Genomic DNA, 19,303 nt, shown 5'->3' on the forward strand with positions numbered 1-19,303 from the left:
TATCCATGTTCTACATCCGCAGCAAAGCGCCGCGCTGCCAGCCGCCGTCCACGAATATCGACAGTCTCCTATCCAGCAAAAACACATTCTCGCTCGCGCCATTTCCATGCGCACAAGAGCGGTATCCGCATCCATCTTGCACCTTTTCAGCGTCTTGCCAGACCAATGCCTCATTGATCCTTTGGACGAATAATCGGGTTTGCGTCGCTAAAAGACTGCGGTGTCTGCACTCGGCCAAGGCCGAAAGTGAGGGCTCGCTGTGGAGAAGGCCGATGCTGAAAGCGATGGTTAGCAGGAAGGGCGGCGGACGGCCTTATAAAATTGCCACGGGCAATGGCATCAATGGGACGACCAGAGACGAAAGTCAGTCCTGTTTAAACAGGGGATAATTTTGCTGGACGGAAAAATCTGCGGTTACGGCGCAGACGCTTTTTATTGTCCGTTATCGCGTACCAAAGCAGTGTATCATTGGGCTGCAGTCATTGCCCACCCTTGAACGAGTTTCTGCTATGTATGCAATAAGTCTGGGAATTATCGCCTCATTTTTCTTTGCGCTGACTTTTATTCTCAACCGAAGCATGGCGCTTGAAGGGGGAAGTTGGCTGTGGAGCAGCAGTTTGCGGTTTTGGTTTATGGCACCGCTGCTGCTGCTTTTGGTGGGGCTACGCGGCTCGCTTGGCCAGAGTTTGCGACATTTGCGTCATCATGCCCTGGCGTATCTTTTCTGGAGTACGTTAGGGTTCGGGCTATTTTACGCTCCACTGACTTTTGCTGCCGCCTACGCGCCAGGCTGGCTGGTTGCGGGAAGCTGGCAAATTACCATCATTGCGGGTTCACTGCTGATGCCGTGGGTTGCTCGCCATCCGGTGCCATGGCGTGGTCTGCGTTGGTCAGCGCTGATTCTGTCAGGGATTGCATTAATGCTTTGGCAACAGGCGAGGGTGCTCAGCGTTAACCAGATGCTGACGGGATTTCTGCCGGTATTGCTGGCTGCCTTTATGTATCCACTCGGAAATCGCAAGATGCTGGCGCTATGTGGAGATGAGGTAGATACCCTGCAAAGAGTATTGAATATGACCCTGGCCAGTTTGCCATTCTGGCTGCTCATTGCGTTGGGCGGCCTGATAACGAGTGGGGTACCGTCTAAAGAGCAAATGGGTCAGGCTTTTTTGGTCGCGCTATTTTCCGGGGTCATTGCGACGGTACTGTTTTTTGCCGCAACTCGTCGGGTGCGTGACAATCCTCAACAACTGGCCGCGGTAGAGGCAACGCAATCGGGTGAACTGCTGTTTACCCTGGCAGGCGAGATACTGCTGCTCAACAGCGTACTGCCGTCGTCACTGGCGGTCGCTGGTATCGTACTGGTCATGCTGGGGATGTGTGCGCATAGTGTGCGGGCAAGATGAGAGAAATAAACCTTCCAGGGTAATTACGGCGCGGTCATCTCCAAAAAAGAGTGGACTGAATTTTATCCAGCCCGCCAGGCGCCAACAAAATGCTTCCCTGTCAACTTCTTTTAAGCAATGTGCCGAGATGGATGGTACCGGCGAGTTGCCGTTTAATGATGTGAATCTCAACAAGACAAGCTTCACTCAGGTGCATGAAAAGCAAGAAGCCCACTTAAGTTTCCTTAAGCGGGCTTCTCAAATCTGGCTCCTCTGACTGGGATCGCCTTTGCCAGTAACTGGCTAATAAGTAAGCTAAACCTGAATTGCCGCTCTGTCAAGACCACCAGAATGACCACCCATCGTTGCCGTTTACTTAAAGCAGGCTTATACGCTTCGCTTCATGTGTTGATCGTTCTATGGTGAACTCTATATATGAAGGATGGGTAGCTAAAGTGAGCATCAAAAAGTCTGCTCTGTGCCAGAAGCAGAAGCAGAAGCAGAAGCAAAAGCAAAAGCAAAAGCAGAAGCAGAAGCAGAAGCAGAAGTTGAGTGTTGACTCACTTCAAATTCGACTTGCCTACTCCTAATGTTGCTAAATGTGAATTGATCCTACCCGCCAGTAGTGGACACGGGACTAAGTGAGTAAACTCTCAATCAGATGTAATAACTCATGACAAAACCAGCATCAGCCAGTAAAACGTCCCGTAAACAGTACACACCCGAATTCCGCGATGAGGCCCTTAAACTGGCCGAACGCATCGGTGTTGTTGCTGCAGCCCGCGAACTCAGCCTGTATGAATCTCAACTCTACAACTGGCGCAGCAAACAACAGCAACAGCTGACATCCAGCGAACGTGAGAACGAACTGGCCGCAGAAAATGTCCGCCTGAAACGCCAGCTGGCTGAGCGGGACGAGGAGCTGGCCATTCTCCAAAAGGCCGCGACATACTTCGCGAAGCGCCTGAAATGAAGTATGTCTTCATCGATAAACATCAGGCTGAGTTCCGCATCAACGCGATGTGCCGGGTACTTCAGATTGCCCGTAGCGGCTGGTATGCATGGCGTCTGCGTCGTCATCGAACGGGACCGCGACAGCAGTTCCGGCTTACCTGTGATGGGGCTGTCCGTCAGGCATTTACTGAAGCAAAACAACGTTACGGTGCGCCCCGTCTGGCTGACGAACTGCCTGAATACAATATCAAAACCATAGCTGCCAGCCTGCGTCGTCAGGGGCTGAGAGCGAAAGCCGGCCGGAAGTTCAGTCCGGTCAGCTACCGTGAGCACGGCCTGCCGGTGTCTGAGAATTTGCTGAAGCAGAACTTCAGCGCCAGCAGCCCGAATCAGAAGTGGGCGGGTGACATCACGTACCTTCGCACGGATGAAGGCTGGCTGTATCTTGCCGTAGTTATCGACCTGTGGTCCAGGGCGGTTATCGGCTGGTCAATGTCATCACGAATGACGGCGCAACTTGCCTGTGATGCGCTGCAAATGGCGCTGTGGCGGCGTAAGCGACCCGAAAATGTCATTGTGCATACCGACCGTGGTGGGCAGTACTGTTCATCGGATTATCAGGCGTTACTGAAGCGGCATAATCTACGCGGGAGTATGAGCGCAAAAGGCTGCTGTTATGACAATGCCTGTGTGGAAAGCTTCTTTCACTCGCTGAAAGTGGAATGTATCCACGGAGAACGCTTTGCCAGCCGGGAAATAATGCGGGCGACGGTGTTTAATTATATCGAGTGCGACTACAATCGCTGGCGCCGCCATAGTGCATGCGGCGGACTCAGCCCGGAACAATTTGAAAACCAGAACCTCGCTTAGGACCGTGTCCACATTACGTGGGTAGGATCAAATAAGATTAATACTATAAGGAATCATAATTTAACAGACGGCGGTTTAGGCAATGGGCGAGTTTTCAAAATATGTGGGAGAGGTGGGAGAGGAGATAGTCAATGACTTTCTAAAACTCTTTGGATGGAAAAACCTATGTAGTAACAAACAATTAGATTGCTGTGTTGGAGAGCATGCTAAAAAGACACATGGGATAGATGCTTTGTATGTCTACAACTCTATGCTTCAAAAGCAATCATTAGTAAGTGTTGTTGTTTCCGCAAAGTATTCATCAGTTCCTTACGATAAAGTCAAAACCACTTTTCGTTCACATTTTAAAGACTTGGCCCATACCATTGAATGTTATTCAAAATCCCAGTTTAAAAGAGCTATAACAAGACAATTTCCAGGTAGTTCAAGAAAAGAAGATATTGGGGTTTTGTTTTATTTAAATAATGATGAGAGCGATTCAAATGATAATATTAAAAGTCAAATCATCAATCATAGAATCGATACAACCCTCAAGTTCAGTGCCATACACCTTATTGATAATGCAAGAGCTAAATTTTTATACAACTCGATAAATTTTATCAAGAAAAAGCATGGTGAAATAACATTTTTCTGCCTTAATACAACGTTAAATGTTTCATCTTCAACAAGACATTCTAAAATAATGCCTGTTGAATATATTACCTCTCCAATAATTCCTATTTCTGTGCCTGATGATAACGGTAAGTGTCAACGAAGTTGTCATCCCTGACGTTCACTATGCGGCCTGCTTTTCTCGCTCCGGGTTCAGGGTAACCTCCGCTTTCCGCTGCCAGTTTCGCGTTCCCCGCGACCAGCGTTCCGGATGGCGCTCTCTCGCCGCACGGTACAGCATATCTCGCTGACTCAGTAGCGTACGGTCTTCACCATTATGCCGCTGCTCCGGCGTTACGTACCCGATACCGCTGTGACGGTGCTCTGCGTTATACCAGCGGGTAAATTTATCCACCCACTCCCGCGCCTCATCCAGCGTTTTAAAGCCCGACGACGGCCACTGCGGCACATATTTCAGCGTCCGGAACAGTGATTCAACGTACGCATTGTCATTGCTCACCCGCGGCCTGCTGTGCGACGGCGTGATTTTCAGCTCTGCCAGCTTTACCTGCAGCGTCTGCGACCTCATTGCTGCACCGTTATCTGCGTGCAGCACCAGAGGGTGTCGCCAGCAGCGTTCCCGTAGCACCGTCCTTTGCATCAGCACCGCTGCCTGCTCGCCGCTTTCCGTTTCACAGACTTCCGCGCCGGTGATTTTACGGCTGAACACGTCCTCAATCAGGTACAGATAGTACCAGCGCCCCCGTACCACCGACGGCAGCCAGGTGATGTCCCATGTCCACACCTGCCGCGGCCCCGTTGCGGTATATGTCCGGGGCGGCGTTACCCGTTCCGCCCGCCGCTTTCGTCCCCGGTAATGCACTTCGCCGTGACGGCGCAGTATCCGGTAAAAGGTCGACTCGCTCGCCAGGTAAATCCCCTTATCGGCCAGGCGGGGGACTATCTGTGACGGTGGCAGACTTGCATATTCCGCCTGATGACAGGTGTCCCGTATCTGCATCTCCTCCTCTGCGCTGAGGCGGTTCGCCGGAGCCGGTCTGATAGCTGCCGGACGCCCGTCCTCCGGGTGCTTTTGCCAGCGTCGCCAGGTGCGCAGGCTCAGATTGACCTCCCGGCAGGCAACGGCACACCGGGCTCCGGTGGCTACCGCTTCATTAATCCACACAATGAACTGCTGACGTTCATTCTTTGGGGTCAGTCGTCCCCGTCGGTTTCCCCGTAGTAATCCCTGAGCTTTTTTCGCAGCACCAGTATCGCGGCCGCCTCCGCCAGCGCTTTCTCCTTGCGGGTCAGCTCTTTTTCCAGCTGTCTGATGCGTTTCTGGCTCTGCTTCAGGGCTGCCTTATCATCCGGCACGGAGGTCTGCAAAAATGCCTGCTTCCACTGCGTCAGCTGCTCCGGATACAGTCCTTTTTTACGGCAGTACTCCGCCACCTCAGCTTCTGAAAGCGTGGCCGTTTCCACGATGGCGGCGAAGCGGGCCTCCGCAGGCCACTGTTCACTGCTCCTGTCTGCACCGGGCACCGGTTTTCCCTCCTGTTTAGCCTGATTACGCCAGTTATAGAGGGTAGCTTCAGATATTCCTTCCATCTGCGCAACGGCGGAAACGGTCATGTTGTAAGGAGGCAGCAGTTTTGCCATCACGCTGGCCTTTCGTTCGGGGGAAATACGTTTCATCTGTCACTCCATCACCCTCAGATTGATTTTTCAGAGGAGGTGACAACTATGCTGACACTGAGGGATAATGGGCGAAAATTTATATTAATTTGCGATTTTAATTATAGTAAAGAATCACTGGGATTGGTATATAAACTAGCTAGAAAGCTTTGTTCCGATTTCGCAAATCATTATGAGATTTATTTCAATAAATATAATAAACTCACAGACTCCCCTTCAGTTGATGAGGTAAAAATGGCGCAGAGCTGTGAAGATGGCTCTGAGGATGTCGTAGGAGATATTACATTAATCGTTGATTCTTATAACAGCACTTTCAGGAGCATTTCTGATGAAAAATGATATTGATTTCATTCCCTCCGGAGATGAACTGAAAAATCTTGTGAGTCAGCAAAACTGTAATTCTACAATGATCAATAATCTTCTTAAAGAAAGAGGGCTTTTTTGCGGAGTGTCTGAAAAATCGGGCACAGTTCCAAACTTGATTACCTCTCTACTAAGCCCTGATGAATCATATGATTTATTAACTAGCATTAAAACAAAGGAAAAATTAGATAAAGTAAATTTCAGAAACTTTAATCTCAAGCAAGATGTTGATTTGCTTGAGGAAGTTAGTGGGTTTGTAGATGTCGGTAAAATTACAAAAAATGGTTATATCAATTATGAGATTTCTGATTTTAGCGATTTCACATCCCTAGATGGTAGAAGTAATAACTCTGTAATAATGGAGTTCGAAATTTGTAAAACAGATATTTTAGATGATTGGTATATAACTGAGAAATTCTTTAAAGGATCGGTGGAAATCAAGAAAGACTTGAATAGCATCACTGGTGATTCCCAGCTTTTAATGAATGTCAAACTAAATCACACATCTCCTGAAACTAAAGAAATAGCTGAAAATGTCATAACCTTAATAGAGGGGCATTTGGAAAACAATAATATAATTGAGCACTCGCCTCATCGAGGTAGAGTTTTAATGGATGATTTTGAAAATGAAAAAAGAGTGAAATTCCTTAATGAATTAGCTTCCCTTCATATTGGATACTTATTCTACCATCAAAAAATAGACGATGTTCATTTTAACCCTGACCATTCTACTGGTTATGAAAAACAATCAGATGCAGTGACTAATTTCCTCGAAAAAGATATTGACCAGTATAGAGTTAAAGGGAATTTAGAGAATATAATATCGATTAAATGGAAACATATACACCCGTATGTACGTGTTACTAAGGTTGTGGCAAGTTATACGATTAGCTATGAATCCTATTCTGGTGAATGCAAGGTTGCATACGAATTCAGTGAATATGGAAGAAAAATTCCAGTGAATCCTGAATTGTGCATTACCTTTATAAATATAAAGGTTAAAGGTGCGTCGCCTTCTAAAATACATGATATTCAATCAAGCATTATGCGTGAGATTGAATTACGTAAAGTAGAATTGCTTACTAAATATAGAAGAGTTGCTGATACTGCATTAAACTGCTAACTCTATGGTTTCGCTCCCCTAGTTAATACCAATTATTAACTAGGGGAGCAGATTCCTGACCCTGACCCCGAATATGATCCATTCATAATCAGGAATAACCGGCTTCATGTTGGCTGCGTATTCAGGCAACCGGCAGATTTGAATGTTAAAATGTCAATCATTACTTATAATGATGACTATCTGCAGTTGTGCAATCCAATAGCTTATAAAATGGAAATTTTAAATGACCATAAATAATCTTAATGAATTATTGATACCTGACGCTGACGGAAAGAGTCAAACTTTAGACAATTTTAATACTCAATCAGCTACAACAAGTGTTTATTTCAGAGATTTGGAGAAGCATTTAATTAGCCATATCAAGTCAGCAGATATTGTGCTTGGTGCTGTTGCATGGTTAACAAGTTACTCAGTGCTTGATGCTTTAGCCCAAGATGATAAAGAAGTGGTTTTTGTGATTCAAAAAGAGGACTTCTTAAGACCGGATATTGGGGCAAAAAATGATTTTAAAGAAACTCTTAGAAAAAAATATAGCAACCTAAAAAACTCGCTAACACGCTATGATTTTGAAGGGACAATTCTTCCAAATATGTCTTATGCTGGTGATCCTTCAATTGACTCTGTGACATGTATGGGTAATGTGAATAATGCTAAGGCTGCGGCGTTCCCGCGAATGCATAATAAATTTATTATTTTTTCAAAAAAGGATGTTGATTATAATGTTCCAGAAGACCCTGAAAGTGGTTCAAGGATAAAAATTAGTCCATATGCTGTTTGGACTGGGTCATTCAACATAACTAAAAATGCCGGAATGTCGTTCGAAAATGCACTTTACATAACTGATATGGCCATAGTTAATGCTTATTATCAAGAATTTGCTCAAATAACAGCATTATCAGAATCACTCAATTGGTTTAAGGATTGGGTAGAACCGCAATGGCGTATAGGCACATAGATCATGAAAATTAAACTGATTATAGGTAACCCTATGAAAAGGTCTGCTTGAGCGGGTCTCATCAGTTAGCATATTGCAATACTCATGTCCGCTCTTCGCTCCGTGCCAGGAGCGGACATTGAGTACGTCACAATTTCTTAATCAATAAAGGGCAGGTCAAAGGATGTCACTGATACATAGGGAAATCCCAGGCTATTACCTTCCATAGTTGCACTTAGCAAATTTGGGCAATTTAATTCCAGTACATTCATGCCCGTATATTTCAGGTTATTTACTCCTCAGCTTCCAGCAGCCCAATTTCAGCTATACGTTCTTGGATCAGTTGTTTGCGCTTTTCGATAAAGCGTCTGTAATTTTCAATTTTCCAGAGTGTTTTCGGGGAAGAGGGGATGCAATGTAACTCTAAAAAATCGGCTGATTGATTTCTCAGCCATTGGTCCAGCGGTTGTGCACCTTTATCTCCTGAGCCATTCTGATGCGCAGGCAAAAGCATACAATTTGCTAACTGGTCAATTTCCCAGTTTTCGTAGGTTCGGATCTGGCGACCAGTTTTTTCGTTAAGTTCCTTCTCAGCTTTCAGTATGCTACGTGCGAAGATATGGTCAATTTGTGGTTCGTGCTGGAATCCAGAGGATTTGTACTCTCCCCCATACCACATGTTGAACAGAAGGTGAATATGTCCACTACCATAGCCGCACCAGTCGAAGAGACGTTCCTCAGTTAAATGCAAGCTCCGGTTGGACGACACAATCGCAGCACGAATTTTTTTAACGTCAAAACTTTGTTGCTCATCAATCAACTTTACCAGTTTATCAATGATGCCATCAGGCTGACCGGAAAATACTCCATTGAGAAGCGCAGGTATCAGATACTGTTTTAAGGCTTGCGATTTTTCGAGTTTCTTGGGGAAATGATACTGCAGATATACCAACGGGATAAGTGCATTATAGGATGTAAGGGCTTTTCCGGTACGGATATAGGTTTTACTGACGATCTCGCCTTTTACAAAGAGCAGCGCTTTGGCTATTGCTGGCCAGTTCTCACTGATTTTTCTGCGGACTTCATCGTCACGTAATTTATCTACATCGTACTTAGCGCCGTAACCCAGAATAGTAGTACTCAGCTTGATGAGAAAATCACGAGAGAAGTTGAAGCGATCGTTATCGTTAATTTGCTCGAGAAAATCCTCAAAGATCACATCTGCTTCAGACCATTCTGTGGAAAGCAGGGTAAACATCAGGTCTGACTTACTTAAACGCGTACCGCCTGAGTTTGCGCGAATAAAAACTTCAACCACATCGTCAAAAGTAAGATCGCTTTCATCGTCACTGCTGTCAATCACATGATATAGCAAAGCGCCTTCATTGCTGAACTCCATACGCGCTCTGCTGAGGTTAATTGTTGCCAGCTCACGTTCTCCACCACTCAGCTCCAGTCCTTCTTCCTTGATGCGCTGGCCGAGGATCTGCTCAGGCAATTTCTTGTTGTAGATAATGTCGGACATTGCCATCCACGGCCAACCGGTACTAGACATATCCATAAACTCAAAGCGATAACGTAGTTCTTCTTTACTCGTTGGCTCACCACTCAGTAAATCAAAATGCAATACCCGGCCGTCTATACTCCCTTTCAATGCCAGATAGAAGCTCTGTAGACGCTGTTGACCATCGAGCACGAGCCATTTTGCCTTAGTTTTACCATGATGATAATGGTCCTTTAAATCAACCTTACCGCCATTAAAGTTCTGTATAAATTTACGGTGTTTTATCGCTTCGCGGGTTTTCCAGAAAAGCATTGAAGACAGAGGGTATTGGCGCATCACCGAGTCAAAAAGGCGGGCAATTTGATCTGTATTCCATACAAACTGTCTCTGAATATTTGGTAGCCAAAGTCCGCCTCCATCAGCTTCATCGTTGTTGATTTCCTGAACCATTGCCTTTATTGATTTACTTGGCATCGTATTCTTCCTTGTTGTCAGATCGTTGGTGCATACTTGAAATTGGCTCGCTTAAGCACATTAAGTAGGATTATCGGCAGAGAGATAATAACATTTAGGTTAAATGGGATCTTTCTAAGTATCTGTAAGTATCCCACCCAAGCGGCCCATTCACTTTTAGTGATTTTCCGACATACTGATTATGCCCCCTGAGGAGATCGCTATGCGTAAATTCTATTCACCGAGCACCAGCTCATCGCCGTTATGAAGTCTGTCGAAGCGGGCAGGACCTTCAAAGACGAGTGTCGCGAGGCCGCTATTTCCGAAGCCAGCTATTACAACTGGAGGGCGAAATATGGCGGGATGGAAGCCGCTGATATCAGAAAAATCAAAGTTCTTGAGGACGATAATCATCGCCTGAAGCAGATGTTTGCCGATCTGAGTCTGGAATGCCGGGCGGTGAAAGACGTCATCGAAAAAAAGCTTTAAAACCAGCGATAAAGCGTGAGCTCGTCAGTGATCTGACCGCGCAGTTTACGATGAGCGTACTCCAGGCATGCAGGACGTTATCGCTGAGCAGGACAGAGTATCGTTATCAACCGGATACGCGACGTGATGAAGCGGTGATCCAGGTGCTGACCGAGGCGGCCGAGCGCTGTCCCCGCTACGGCTTTAAGAAGCTTTTTCAGGTGCTTCGCAGGCAGGGACACGTCTGGAACCACAAGCGGGTACACCGAATTTACTGTCTATTAAAACTGAATTTTCGTCGTAAGGGTAAACTACGCCTGCCGGTGCGCAATCCGGCTCCGCTGGCCATGCCGGAAGCGCTCAACCAAAGTTGGTCGATTGATTTTATGCACGACGTCCTGACATGTGGCCGACGTTTTCGGACTTTTAATGTTGTGGATGATTTTAACCGTGAAGCTCTGGCTATCGAAATTGATCTGAATAACCCAGCGTAGCGGGTCGTGCGGGTGCTGGATAGAATAGTGGCAAATCGTGGATATTCAGTGAAGGTGCGGATAGATAACAGACCGGAACTAATATCACTGGCGCTGGCGCAATGGGCTGAAGACCATGGCGTGATGCTGGAATTTATCAAGCCGGGTAAGCCGACGCAGAATGCGTTTGTCGAACGTTTTAACAGGACGTACCGGACAGAAATACTGGATTTCTACCTGTTCAGAGCGCTGAACGAAGTATGGGAAATAATGGAACGCTGGCTGAATGAGTACAACAGTGAGCGGCCCCATGAATCCATGAATAACCAGACACCGGAAGAGTACCGGCTGATGGCCGAGAAACCGGAAATCTCAAAAAGTATGTGGAACTGAAGCTGGCATACTTACATCATGTCATGTCATGTCATGTCATGTCATGTCATGTCATGTCATTGCATAAATGCGCTTTCATATCGAAAGCGCATCCAGCAAAAAAACATCAGCCAGTAACTATCAGCATTATTGCGACATTTTTAACTCCGTTTAAGGTTAGCAAGCGCGCGTAATGGCCGTCTTTCCAGCTCGAATGTATCAATGAACCGCAGCGAAGAATTCCCATCAACTAGCCCCAAGGAGTCAATCAGAACATTTCGCTCAGGTTCTCTACATTGCCACAGAGGATGCGTAACGATTGCGCGCCAGAGTTCTTTTCCATCCTGAATTTCGGTAAGAACCGGTAATGAGTACTCTTTAGACAATTTGATTGTTCCAGGCCGTAACGCCGCGACGTCTTCCGCCAGCTCAAATGCTCTGTCTCGCCATCCGATCATTTCAGGATGAATCCAGTCATCATCGTTCAGACCGCAGGCAAATTCAGGTATAACCATTGCTCGTAAGTATGCCATTCCTAAACGCCAGTCCAGTAAACCGTGATACCGGCGGTTACCGTATCGCTGTATGCACTTGTAACAGGCAGTTTGACACTGAGCGGGATGATCCTTCTTAAGGAAATCAACCATTGGCCAGACTCGCTTATCTTCCAGAATCTCATGCAATAATGTGACTATCAAAGGCGGCCCACCAACGACGACTCGCTCGGCAAGCCGTCTGCATAATCCTGAACCGTTGATCAACGCGTCTGCGATTTGCAATATAGGTTTCTCATGATGGAGTCGGGGTTCAAGCGTTTCGAATTCGTCTGGCGAGACATCCAGATAGAGCGCAGCTTTGTGCGTTAATATTTGAGTCGCGCTGATAGCCGCCGCGCGCGTAGGCAAATTCATGTATTCGCCGTATCTGGCTATCATGTTCAAATTAAGGCGAGGATCAAATTGCATTAACTCCAAGTGAAGCGACTCAGTTTCTTTGCTTGATACAAGCCCAAAGCTATGCTTCTCGCCAGTACACCGCCATCTAAAATTATTGCGTAATCCAGCCCAATTCGAATCTATCGCTTGGCTTCCTTTAATAGGAGAATGGTAGGTAGCTAAAGGAATCGGCACCTTTTGATCTGTCGCTAAATCAACAGTAAACCGTTCTCCTTCTTTCTCTCCATTAATCGGCCCATCATTAAGACGCAAAATAGTGACGCCACCACGTCGTACGTTAAAAGTACCGCAATTTTCTGGGATATCTTTATGCAATACGGTTGCAGTAGTTTTTAACGACATACGAGTAAAGCTGTCCATGTCATCTTTTGGTTCGAAATCCGTACGGAAAGCGGCAGGCGTGATATAGAGTTCGAATTCTTCTGGGCTAATAGGTGTATCGCAATCCTCACAACCAATGTCGTTAACAGGTTTATTTTGCTCAAGTTTAGCGGATCCGCATGAATGGCAAATTGCAACATAGTGACTCGATTCTTTCCATGAACATACCGTTGAGAGATCTGCAACTCGATTATCTCGGACTTGAGGTTCTCGGTAGTTACCGGTAAAGCCGATCACTTGATGCTTTTTTTTATCCTTAATTAACACCGAGCCAGGAGCATACTCAAAAACTGCAAGATCAAGATCGCGATCCATCGTTGACCATTCGTATTCCGTCTCACCATTTGCCCCTTTTGTTTTGCGCAATCCCAGATAAAGATTACGTACCCGAGTCGGCATTCCATACATCGGCAACAGACCTCGTTCGGCCAGAAAACGAGCAAGTCCCGTACTGTCGTCAGGCGCGGAAGGCCTTAGTTTTTCAATTTCTTCAATTATTCTTTCGGTGTTAATTGCGGAATAAAGGCGTCGGCGCTGATCGGGGTCAAATGTTGCTGCTTCAATAAAGCGTTCTCGTATGTTCTGATTTACTTCCAGCGCGCGATACAATAGTTTGGCCCAGTCAACTTTATTATCATGATAGTAGTCATGCGTTGAAATATATTCACCATGAACATCTGGCGGAACGAGCTTATCTCCAGGGAATATCATTTTGTTTTTTCGGCATTCTTCGCGCATATCGTTAAACGCGCTCTTAAGCCAGATTTTCCGCAAAAGTCTTTGGGGAATTGCGTCGTGATCTACTGCCAGGAAAGGAGGAGGCGGTGGATCGCCGGTGATCGCATGCGGATGAGCAAAGTAATAAGCATCGTGAGTTCGTCCGCGGCAGAATGTGATTACAAAAGAAAATGCCTGGCCGCGTCGTCCTGCGCGACCGACGCGCTGTTGGTAATTAAATCGCTGGGGCGGCATGTTAGCCTGATATACTGACTGAAGCGAACCAATATCAATCCCGACTTCCATCGTCGTGGTGACGGCAAGCATATCGATTTCAGCATCCAGTTTTTCAAGCTCGCTCATCTCATCAACGAAAATCCCCTTGAATTTGCGTAATCTGTCTGAGAAATCATCCGTTTGTCCCGTCAACTCCTCGACGTTCAACCGGAAGCGTTTAACGCCGTCCCTTTCGCCTCGCACTATACGTTTGCCAAGAAAATTGTCTTCCCATAACTTTTCAACGACGCCTTTGGATTTGGTATCAAGCGGTCTCGTACAACGGGTACAACGCTTAAACCCTAAATGTAAGTGGATCCGCTCGCAGTTGCTGCATTGCCAATAGGGATCGCCTGGTTTGGCTACCTTGAGATATAATTTACCAATATTGAATAAACCAGCTGAATGCCCTCGGGTAGCGAACTGATTTAAGACTTGTGTCAAATTATTTTGATAATTTTTTTCTCCAAATAAAGCTTTAGCGACACGTTTTACTTTTTCTTTTGTAACATCTTTTCCTGTATTCCATTCTACGGAGTTTTCAGAATCAAAATATTTATTTTCTTTTACGCGATAAACACCAGCGAATACCCTTAACCAGGCATCAAGTTCGGGTATATCTTCTTTGTCTGAGGTGCACGGATAGGCCAAGCCAGTCTCTTCCAATGCGAAGAAAGTATTAGCAAAAATGACGTCATCAATTAATTCAGATTGATTGTCAATTATCTTCTTTTTGAGCTCTAATCGTTCAGATGAAGAAAGCTTTTCATGGTATTTAACAATATTTTTTTCTTTTGTAAAATTGGTATGCCAGACATCGTTACTATCTCCATCAGTACTCTGACGATATTTGTAAGGCGATATTCCCAGTCCTGCTAGTTCAGAGGATATTTTTCCTATGAAGTCGCCGTCTGACTCAAGTAATTTATCGATTTTTATACGCCTAAATTTACAAAGCTCGGAAACACCTGCTTGGTTTATTTTTATATTATGCAGTCGTTCATATTCGGCATAATTTTTGTCTGTTAGGGCTTTTATCTTCTCTTCTTCAATACTATCTTCTGAAACGTAGTTAATTTCAGCCTCTCGAATCATCTTTCGGGCGGCAGTGACCAATATTTCCCTGCGCAGATCGCGCAAGTGCAAGCGTTCGATTTCTAGCGCCATCGATGCCGCATCCTGCCGACTATCCGAGAAAACGATACTTTTTGCTTCCGCGCCGATCGCATGCAGCAATTCAAATAGCTCTGTCGCCACCAATTGAGATGATTTAGTCACACCGGTACGAAATGCGCGAATGGGGGTTCTGGAACGATTGCTGGCTGGTCGGCTGGAATAGTCGATGCCGCAGTTAGGACAGCAGAATGGCTGCGCGGAAGGTTTCTTTGTCGGTTCGCCTTTTTTAGTCGGAATTGTTTTTTGGAAATAAAGATATCCGTGAACCACGTCAGTATTTGTTGGCGATATTTCCTGCCCGACCGTCACAATACCTGTAAGTGGATTAAGCGCCGCCTTATCCCAGACATCCCAACCTTTTTCGCAGCCTGCCGGAGTTTTATCAAATATATCGACTGGCCAAAAAACCGCAAACTCTTCCAGTGTCATATCATCGTAATATTCAGCACCGGGGCGTTCGGGAAGATTTTCCAGATTAGTCGCCGAAGGTAATAATTCGATAGTTATATCGCCATTCTGGCCCTTCTGACCGCCGAGCAATAAATCGCCGCATGCTTCGCAGTACAGCATTTCAAATAAACGACGACCGCGATCTTCCCCTGGGGCTGAAGGCGCGTGCGATAGTCCCCGTTCCAGACAAAAATCAGCGAATTTTGCTTTTTTTTCTCCTGGAGACACGGACGCGAAGAAACCTTCGATATTTCTGACGAATGTATGTACGCGAAACGCTGGCGTGACGTTGGCGGGCTTCTCACAATTCATCCCGGATTCCGGTAGCGCACGCACCAGCATTAATCCACGTAATGCCAATTCCGACTCATCCGGCTTACCCGGCTCTTCCTTCAAAAAGATTTTATCGATGATAATCCCAGGTGGCATCGCCCGCGGCATTTCGCCATCTTTTTCAATACAGGCGTTCGTCAATAGCGCGGCGGCGGTTTCCGCCGCTTGTTTTATACCCTGCATGATATTTTGCTCTTTTATGCCAAGAGCCTGGAAGGCATCGAGTAACGCCTGATTCAGAGTGTCCGTCATATTCAGATTGCGGACGACATTGCCCTGTTCTGCAAGGGCGGCGCGCATTAATGCGGCGAAAGGCTGTACGGCGATTTTTCCTGATGGTTTCGGCGGTATGAAAGGTTTTCCCTGAATGACGCTGTTACGCCAGAAATCTGTTTCAACGCTGCCAGGATCCAGTGAATTTCGGCAAGTGCCGAAGGGGGCGAAGAGATCCCGCAGGTACTTCCGCGATTGCTCCCCATCCGCGCCGTCCATCGGCAGTGATGCGGAAGACGCCAGCAAACGCAGCTTATAACGGTGTTTCGGAGAATCAAGTCCGAGCCGAACAATCAGTGATTTAATCAGCATAGCGGTTTCCGTACCTGCGGAACCTCGCATTAAATGCAGTTCATCGAACACCAGATAGAAGTACGCGTCGTCATTGTTCATCAGCCATTCGCGCGTAGCGTCAAAAATATTATCCTCGACTTCGCGCGAAAGCATTGCTCCCAGCATTGAGGCGTTGGTGACGAGAACATCAGGCGGGGCAGCCTGCATATCCCAGCGAGAAACCATCTCCGCGCCGTCTGTCGAAGGAAATATATATCGGGTTTTTTCCGAAGCGTTTTCTTTTTCGTCGAATACGCGCGCGGCCTGTTGATCGTTATTAATTCGATTCAACGCCTTACGTAATTTTTCAAGATTACGGGCACGACGGCTTTTTTCCGAACTGGCGCTGGAAAGACGAGGATGGCTGGCGTAGCCGGTAACCGGAGTGGCGCTGGTATATTGCCCGAAGAAGATCTGGTTTCCGTTGAAGCGATCCTCCATAACCTTTCGTGCGTAATCGGAATCCAGTGTTTTACGCAAACGCGCCATTTGATCTTCAACCAGAGCGTTCATCGGATAAAGCACCAGCGCCCTGACCGCCGCTGGGCGTTTTTCTCCTTCGCGACGAGAAACCCAGTTATTTTCTGCGCCATTCCACCATTGGTTTTGTAGATAACCACCGTCAGGCTTGGACCAGTTGACAGCTTCATTTGATAATGCAGCCAGAATAGGCAGCATAAAACTTTCCGTTTTTCCCGAACCTGTACCCGATGTCACAATGCCGGGGCAGCCGGGACGAATACCGCGCTCCAGCATCTGAGTCTGGTGGCTATACGGCGCATGGACTGAACGACGCGGCCATACCTTGTCGCCAGGTTCCGAATCGAACAGACCGGATAATGCCAGTTCGACGAACGCCTTCCGGCCTTTGGGAGACAAGTTATTCAGCGGCCCGCCGTCCATCTCGGCCAGATCTTCGAGCGTTTTATCCGAAGACTCATACCGTAAAACAGGTTCAATGTAGGGCTCTGCGGCAAATTCCCCGCTGCTATTCAAAAGATTGCGTCTTGAGGCCGTGACGAAAGGATCGGCAATTCGGAAGTTGGTTTCTATATACGAAATGAAGAAGTCTTGAATACGGCGAAAACCGCCAATCGGATCTAACATGATTTCCTTCTCCTGCTATTTAATGGGCGCGTAGATCGTTACTCTGTAAATCTGCGTATAAATCGACTAAATGCTTCTGATGCGCTTTGTTTTCATCATCGAACGGCATGGCTTCATGCGCAGTTCTCATCGCCCGTAGGGTATTTGCCAGATCCAGACGTCCGGCTGACATTTCATCCGTGATAGCGAGTTTATCCGGGAGCAAACCTTGCGATATCGCGCCAGGATCCAGTTCACTATGATTTTCTGAAGAAAGATGCAAGGGGGACAGTGCTATCGAATTTCGAATGACGACGTTTTCCATCCGTAGACGAAGATGCCGTTCTTTCAGTTTCTCCGCTTCTTCACAATCTTCGTTTTCAATGGTGCCGCAAATCAGAAAGCGTCGGGGTAAATCTCCACCATGCAATCGGTCTTTTAGCGCTGGCAACCAGAAACGCGCGGCAGAACATTCGACACGCTCAATGACGGTGAGGATCGTTCGGGGACAGGAAGCTTCGCTCAGCAATAATCCCTGATAAAGAGGCGTCGCCAAATTATTTCCCGCGCGAACCCAAAGATCTTCGCCGGTAATCATCGTTGGATCGGCGATCTGCCGGATGGAGCGACCTGAAGAAATCAGTGATTCGGCAATAGCAAGGAAGTCCTGCGTTTCAGGGCCAGATAACAATGGACATTCTCCAGCCAGCATTAACGCCAGAAATTGCGTCATGAGTATCTTTCCGTCAGGTGTCAGCAACTTGTTCTCTCTGACGGTATGACCGAATTCTTCGCAGGATACGACTCTCGCTTGCGCTGGGAGGCGTACTTCAGGGATCGCTGAGTAAGCCATGCGGCGCGCTTTTTCAGCAATAGCTATATCCATTTTTTTGAGTTCAATTTGCGCCTGAGCGGTACTTTCTTCAGCATCCGTTAAAGACGCCAAAAGTGCTTCACGCTCGCAGGTGAGGGCTGCCAATATTTGACGTTCGTTTTCGTTCTGAGCGCATAAATCAGCGTTGGCGTCTTTCAGGCAGCTAATTTCGCTTTCGAGATACGTTTTTTCCTCTTTGAGTGTTTGTTCTATATACGTTTTCTTTTCTGCAAAAACAGAATGTAATTTTTCTTCTTCGAGCTGCCGTAATTGTGCGATCTCCTCTTCGATCTCGCTTTTCCTTGTCTTCTCAAAAACGGCCATTTCCGCTTCAATTGATTCTCGACGTTGCAGGCGTTCAGCAGAAAACTCTTTATCGAGCGACTTCTGCTGTTCGGCGCGCAACGCGACTCGCTCTTCTTCCGCAATGTTTTGTATTTGATGGTCGAGAAGGCGAGCGATATGCTGGTCCTTCAACATCGCTTCGGTAAACTGACGAGTCAGCGAATCTTCTGCCTCCAGTTTCTTAGCTAGCTCTCCTGCCCGAAGCGTTTGAGCGGCAGCCAGAAGAACATCGACGCCGGAAGTTAATTTTCCATTTTGCTCATTTGTATGCACCCGAAGCCATGAAGCGATCGCGGCTGTCGTATCAGCGCAGGAAAGGAGTTGAATGACGTTTTCGATATACTGCTTATCCGGCGTCCAGTCATGGACTTTAGCGGGTGAAGCATCAGTATCGGGCATATAAAATGCTTTTCCGCATTCAGATGTGTCGGATACACTAATTACACCGTTTTCGTTGAAAGCATATTCATGGACGCTCTGGTTTCTGGACAGCATCAGACAACCTGATTTTGACTCAGCCAGATTCGCCAGAATAAATCCGTCAGGCCCGAAACGGATAGCCCATAGTCCCGGTTCGCCGTCTGCCGTTATGCCGTCGAAACTTAATCGACGACGCGCCTCCAGCAGCGACTGCCCGGAAGATAAATCATAATAAGGATAAATATGACGGGTGTGTTTCGCCTGAGTCTTGTTTCGAGGGCCTGGACCCACCTGAAAAGCAGCCCATTCTTGCGGGCGAAATTGTAAAATGTCAGTTCCGTTGAACTCGACTTCCCCTGTACGAGGAAATTTCTTCCTAGGATTGTCGATCACACTCCAGCCATCTAGGGTTTCCTGCGCGACAACTTTGAAGTAAGACTGATAATTTCTGCGGTCATATTGACCAATATACCAAGGGATATCTTTCATTATTCT

At 46.7% G+C, this 19,303-nt stretch carries 10 protein-coding genes and 1 pseudogene; 7 read left to right on the forward strand and 4 right to left on the reverse strand.

Features of this window, described 5'->3' with window-relative positions; genetic code table 11:
- Positions 1 to 509 precede the first annotated feature (509 nt).
- The 3 genes from J1C60_RS07140 to J1C60_RS07150 all read left to right on the forward strand — a co-directional run bounded on the left by J1C60_RS07140 (position 510) and on the right by J1C60_RS07150 (position 3,978).
- On the forward strand, positions 510 to 1,406 hold the full coding sequence (locus J1C60_RS07140) for a DMT family transporter (protein WP_128178867.1): 897 nt from the start codon (positions 510 to 512) through the stop codon (positions 1,404 to 1,406).
- A gap of 652 nt (positions 1,407 to 2,058) precedes the next feature.
- A protein-coding gene (locus J1C60_RS07145) for an IS3 family transposase (RefSeq protein WP_128178868.1) occupies positions 2,059 to 3,209 on the forward strand; the annotation gives its coding sequence in 2 pieces (ribosomal slippage) (positions 2,059 to 2,320 and positions 2,320 to 3,209; 1,152 coding nt in all).
- Between the two features lie 82 nt (positions 3,210 to 3,291).
- Positions 3,292 to 3,978, forward strand: a complete 687-nt coding sequence (locus J1C60_RS07150; RefSeq protein WP_182611438.1) for a PD-(D/E)XK nuclease domain-containing protein — start codon at positions 3,292 to 3,294, stop codon at positions 3,976 to 3,978.
- Positions 3,979 to 3,984: 6 nt separating this feature from the next.
- On the opposite strand, the gene J1C60_RS07155 is transcribed toward J1C60_RS07150, so the two are convergent.
- Positions 3,985 to 5,498, reverse strand: a protein-coding gene (locus tag J1C60_RS07155; RefSeq protein WP_128176776.1) for an IS3 family transposase whose coding sequence is annotated in 2 segments (ribosomal slippage) — positions 3,985 to 5,045 and positions 5,045 to 5,498 — 1,515 coding nt in all. Because the reading frame shifts where the segments join, the coding sequence is not laid out codon by codon here.
- A gap of 48 nt (positions 5,499 to 5,546) precedes the next feature.
- Between J1C60_RS07155 and J1C60_RS07160 the strand changes: the two genes are divergently transcribed.
- The 3 genes from J1C60_RS07160 (at position 5,547) to J1C60_RS07170 (ending at position 7,939) form a co-directional block, all read left to right on the forward strand.
- Entirely contained in the window at positions 5,547 to 5,837 is a 291-nt protein-coding gene (locus J1C60_RS07160) for a hypothetical protein (protein ID WP_128176720.1), read from the forward strand.
- Positions 5,827 to 6,984 (forward strand): GapS4b family protein, encoded by a 1,158-nt coding sequence (gapS4b, locus tag J1C60_RS07165; RefSeq protein WP_128176722.1) that lies wholly within the window; start codon positions 5,827 to 5,829, stop codon positions 6,982 to 6,984. Before J1C60_RS07160 ends, gapS4b begins: the two co-directional genes overlap by 11 nt.
- Before the next feature lie 223 nt (positions 6,985 to 7,207).
- Positions 7,208 to 7,939 carry a phospholipase D-like domain-containing protein gene (locus J1C60_RS07170; RefSeq protein WP_128176724.1) on the forward strand — a complete coding sequence of 244 codons (732 nt, stop codon included), beginning with the start codon at positions 7,208 to 7,210 and terminating at the stop codon, positions 7,937 to 7,939.
- Between the two features lie 271 nt (positions 7,940 to 8,210).
- Here the strand turns inward: J1C60_RS07170 and J1C60_RS07175 are convergent, their stop codons facing one another.
- Positions 8,211 to 9,896: a DUF262 domain-containing protein gene (locus tag J1C60_RS07175; protein WP_128176726.1), complete on the reverse strand. Its 1,686-nt coding sequence runs from the start codon at positions 9,894 to 9,896 to the stop codon at positions 8,211 to 8,213.
- A gap of 243 nt (positions 9,897 to 10,139) precedes the next feature.
- On the opposite strand from J1C60_RS07175, the pseudogene J1C60_RS07180 reads away from it, so the two are divergent.
- Positions 10,140 to 11,209: pseudogene (locus J1C60_RS07180) on the forward strand (IS3 family transposase).
- Positions 11,210 to 11,349: 140 nt separating this feature from the next.
- Here J1C60_RS07180 and J1C60_RS07185 read toward each other — a convergent pair.
- Both J1C60_RS07185 and J1C60_RS07190 read right to left on the reverse strand, forming a co-directional pair.
- Positions 11,350 to 17,190, reverse strand: coding sequence for a DEAD/DEAH box helicase (locus tag J1C60_RS07185; protein ID WP_128176728.1), 5,841 nt, complete (start codon positions 17,188 to 17,190; stop codon positions 11,350 to 11,352).
- A gap of 19 nt (positions 17,191 to 17,209) precedes the next feature.
- The gene (locus tag J1C60_RS07190; RefSeq protein ID WP_128176730.1) at positions 17,210 to 19,297 is read right to left on the reverse strand and encodes a hypothetical protein; all 2,088 of its coding nucleotides are present in this window, start codon (positions 19,295 to 19,297) and stop codon (positions 17,210 to 17,212) included.
- Between the last annotated feature and the right edge of the window lie 6 nt (positions 19,298 to 19,303).

This window comes from [Pantoea] beijingensis (assembly GCF_022647505.1).
In the GTDB taxonomy this organism is placed as follows: Bacteria; Pseudomonadota; Gammaproteobacteria; order Enterobacterales; family Enterobacteriaceae; genus Erwinia; species Erwinia beijingensis.

Excerpts from the sequence above, each read along its gene's own strand:
- J1C60_RS07140 (WP_128178867.1), top strand. The coding sequence starts at position 510 with ATGTATGCAATAAGTCTGGGAATTATCGCCTCATTTTTCTTTGCGCTG.
- J1C60_RS07150 (WP_182611438.1), top strand. The coding sequence starts at position 3,292 with ATGGGCGAGTTTTCAAAATATGTGGGAGAGGTGGGAGAGGAGATAGTC.
- J1C60_RS07160 (WP_128176720.1), top strand. The coding sequence starts at position 5,547 with ATGCTGACACTGAGGGATAATGGGCGAAAATTTATATTAATTTGCGAT.
- gapS4b (WP_128176722.1), top strand. The coding sequence starts at position 5,827 with ATGAAAAATGATATTGATTTCATTCCCTCCGGAGATGAACTGAAAAAT.
- J1C60_RS07170 (WP_128176724.1), top strand. The coding sequence starts at position 7,208 with ATGACCATAAATAATCTTAATGAATTATTGATACCTGACGCTGACGGA.
- J1C60_RS07175 (WP_128176726.1), bottom strand. The coding sequence starts at position 9,896 with ATGCCAAGTAAATCAATAAAGGCAATGGTTCAGGAAATCAACAACGAT.
- J1C60_RS07185 (WP_128176728.1), bottom strand. The coding sequence starts at position 17,190 with ATGTTAGATCCGATTGGCGGTTTTCGCCGTATTCAAGACTTCTTCATT.
- J1C60_RS07190 (WP_128176730.1), bottom strand. The coding sequence starts at position 19,297 with ATGAAAGATATCCCTTGGTATATTGGTCAATATGACCGCAGAAATTAT.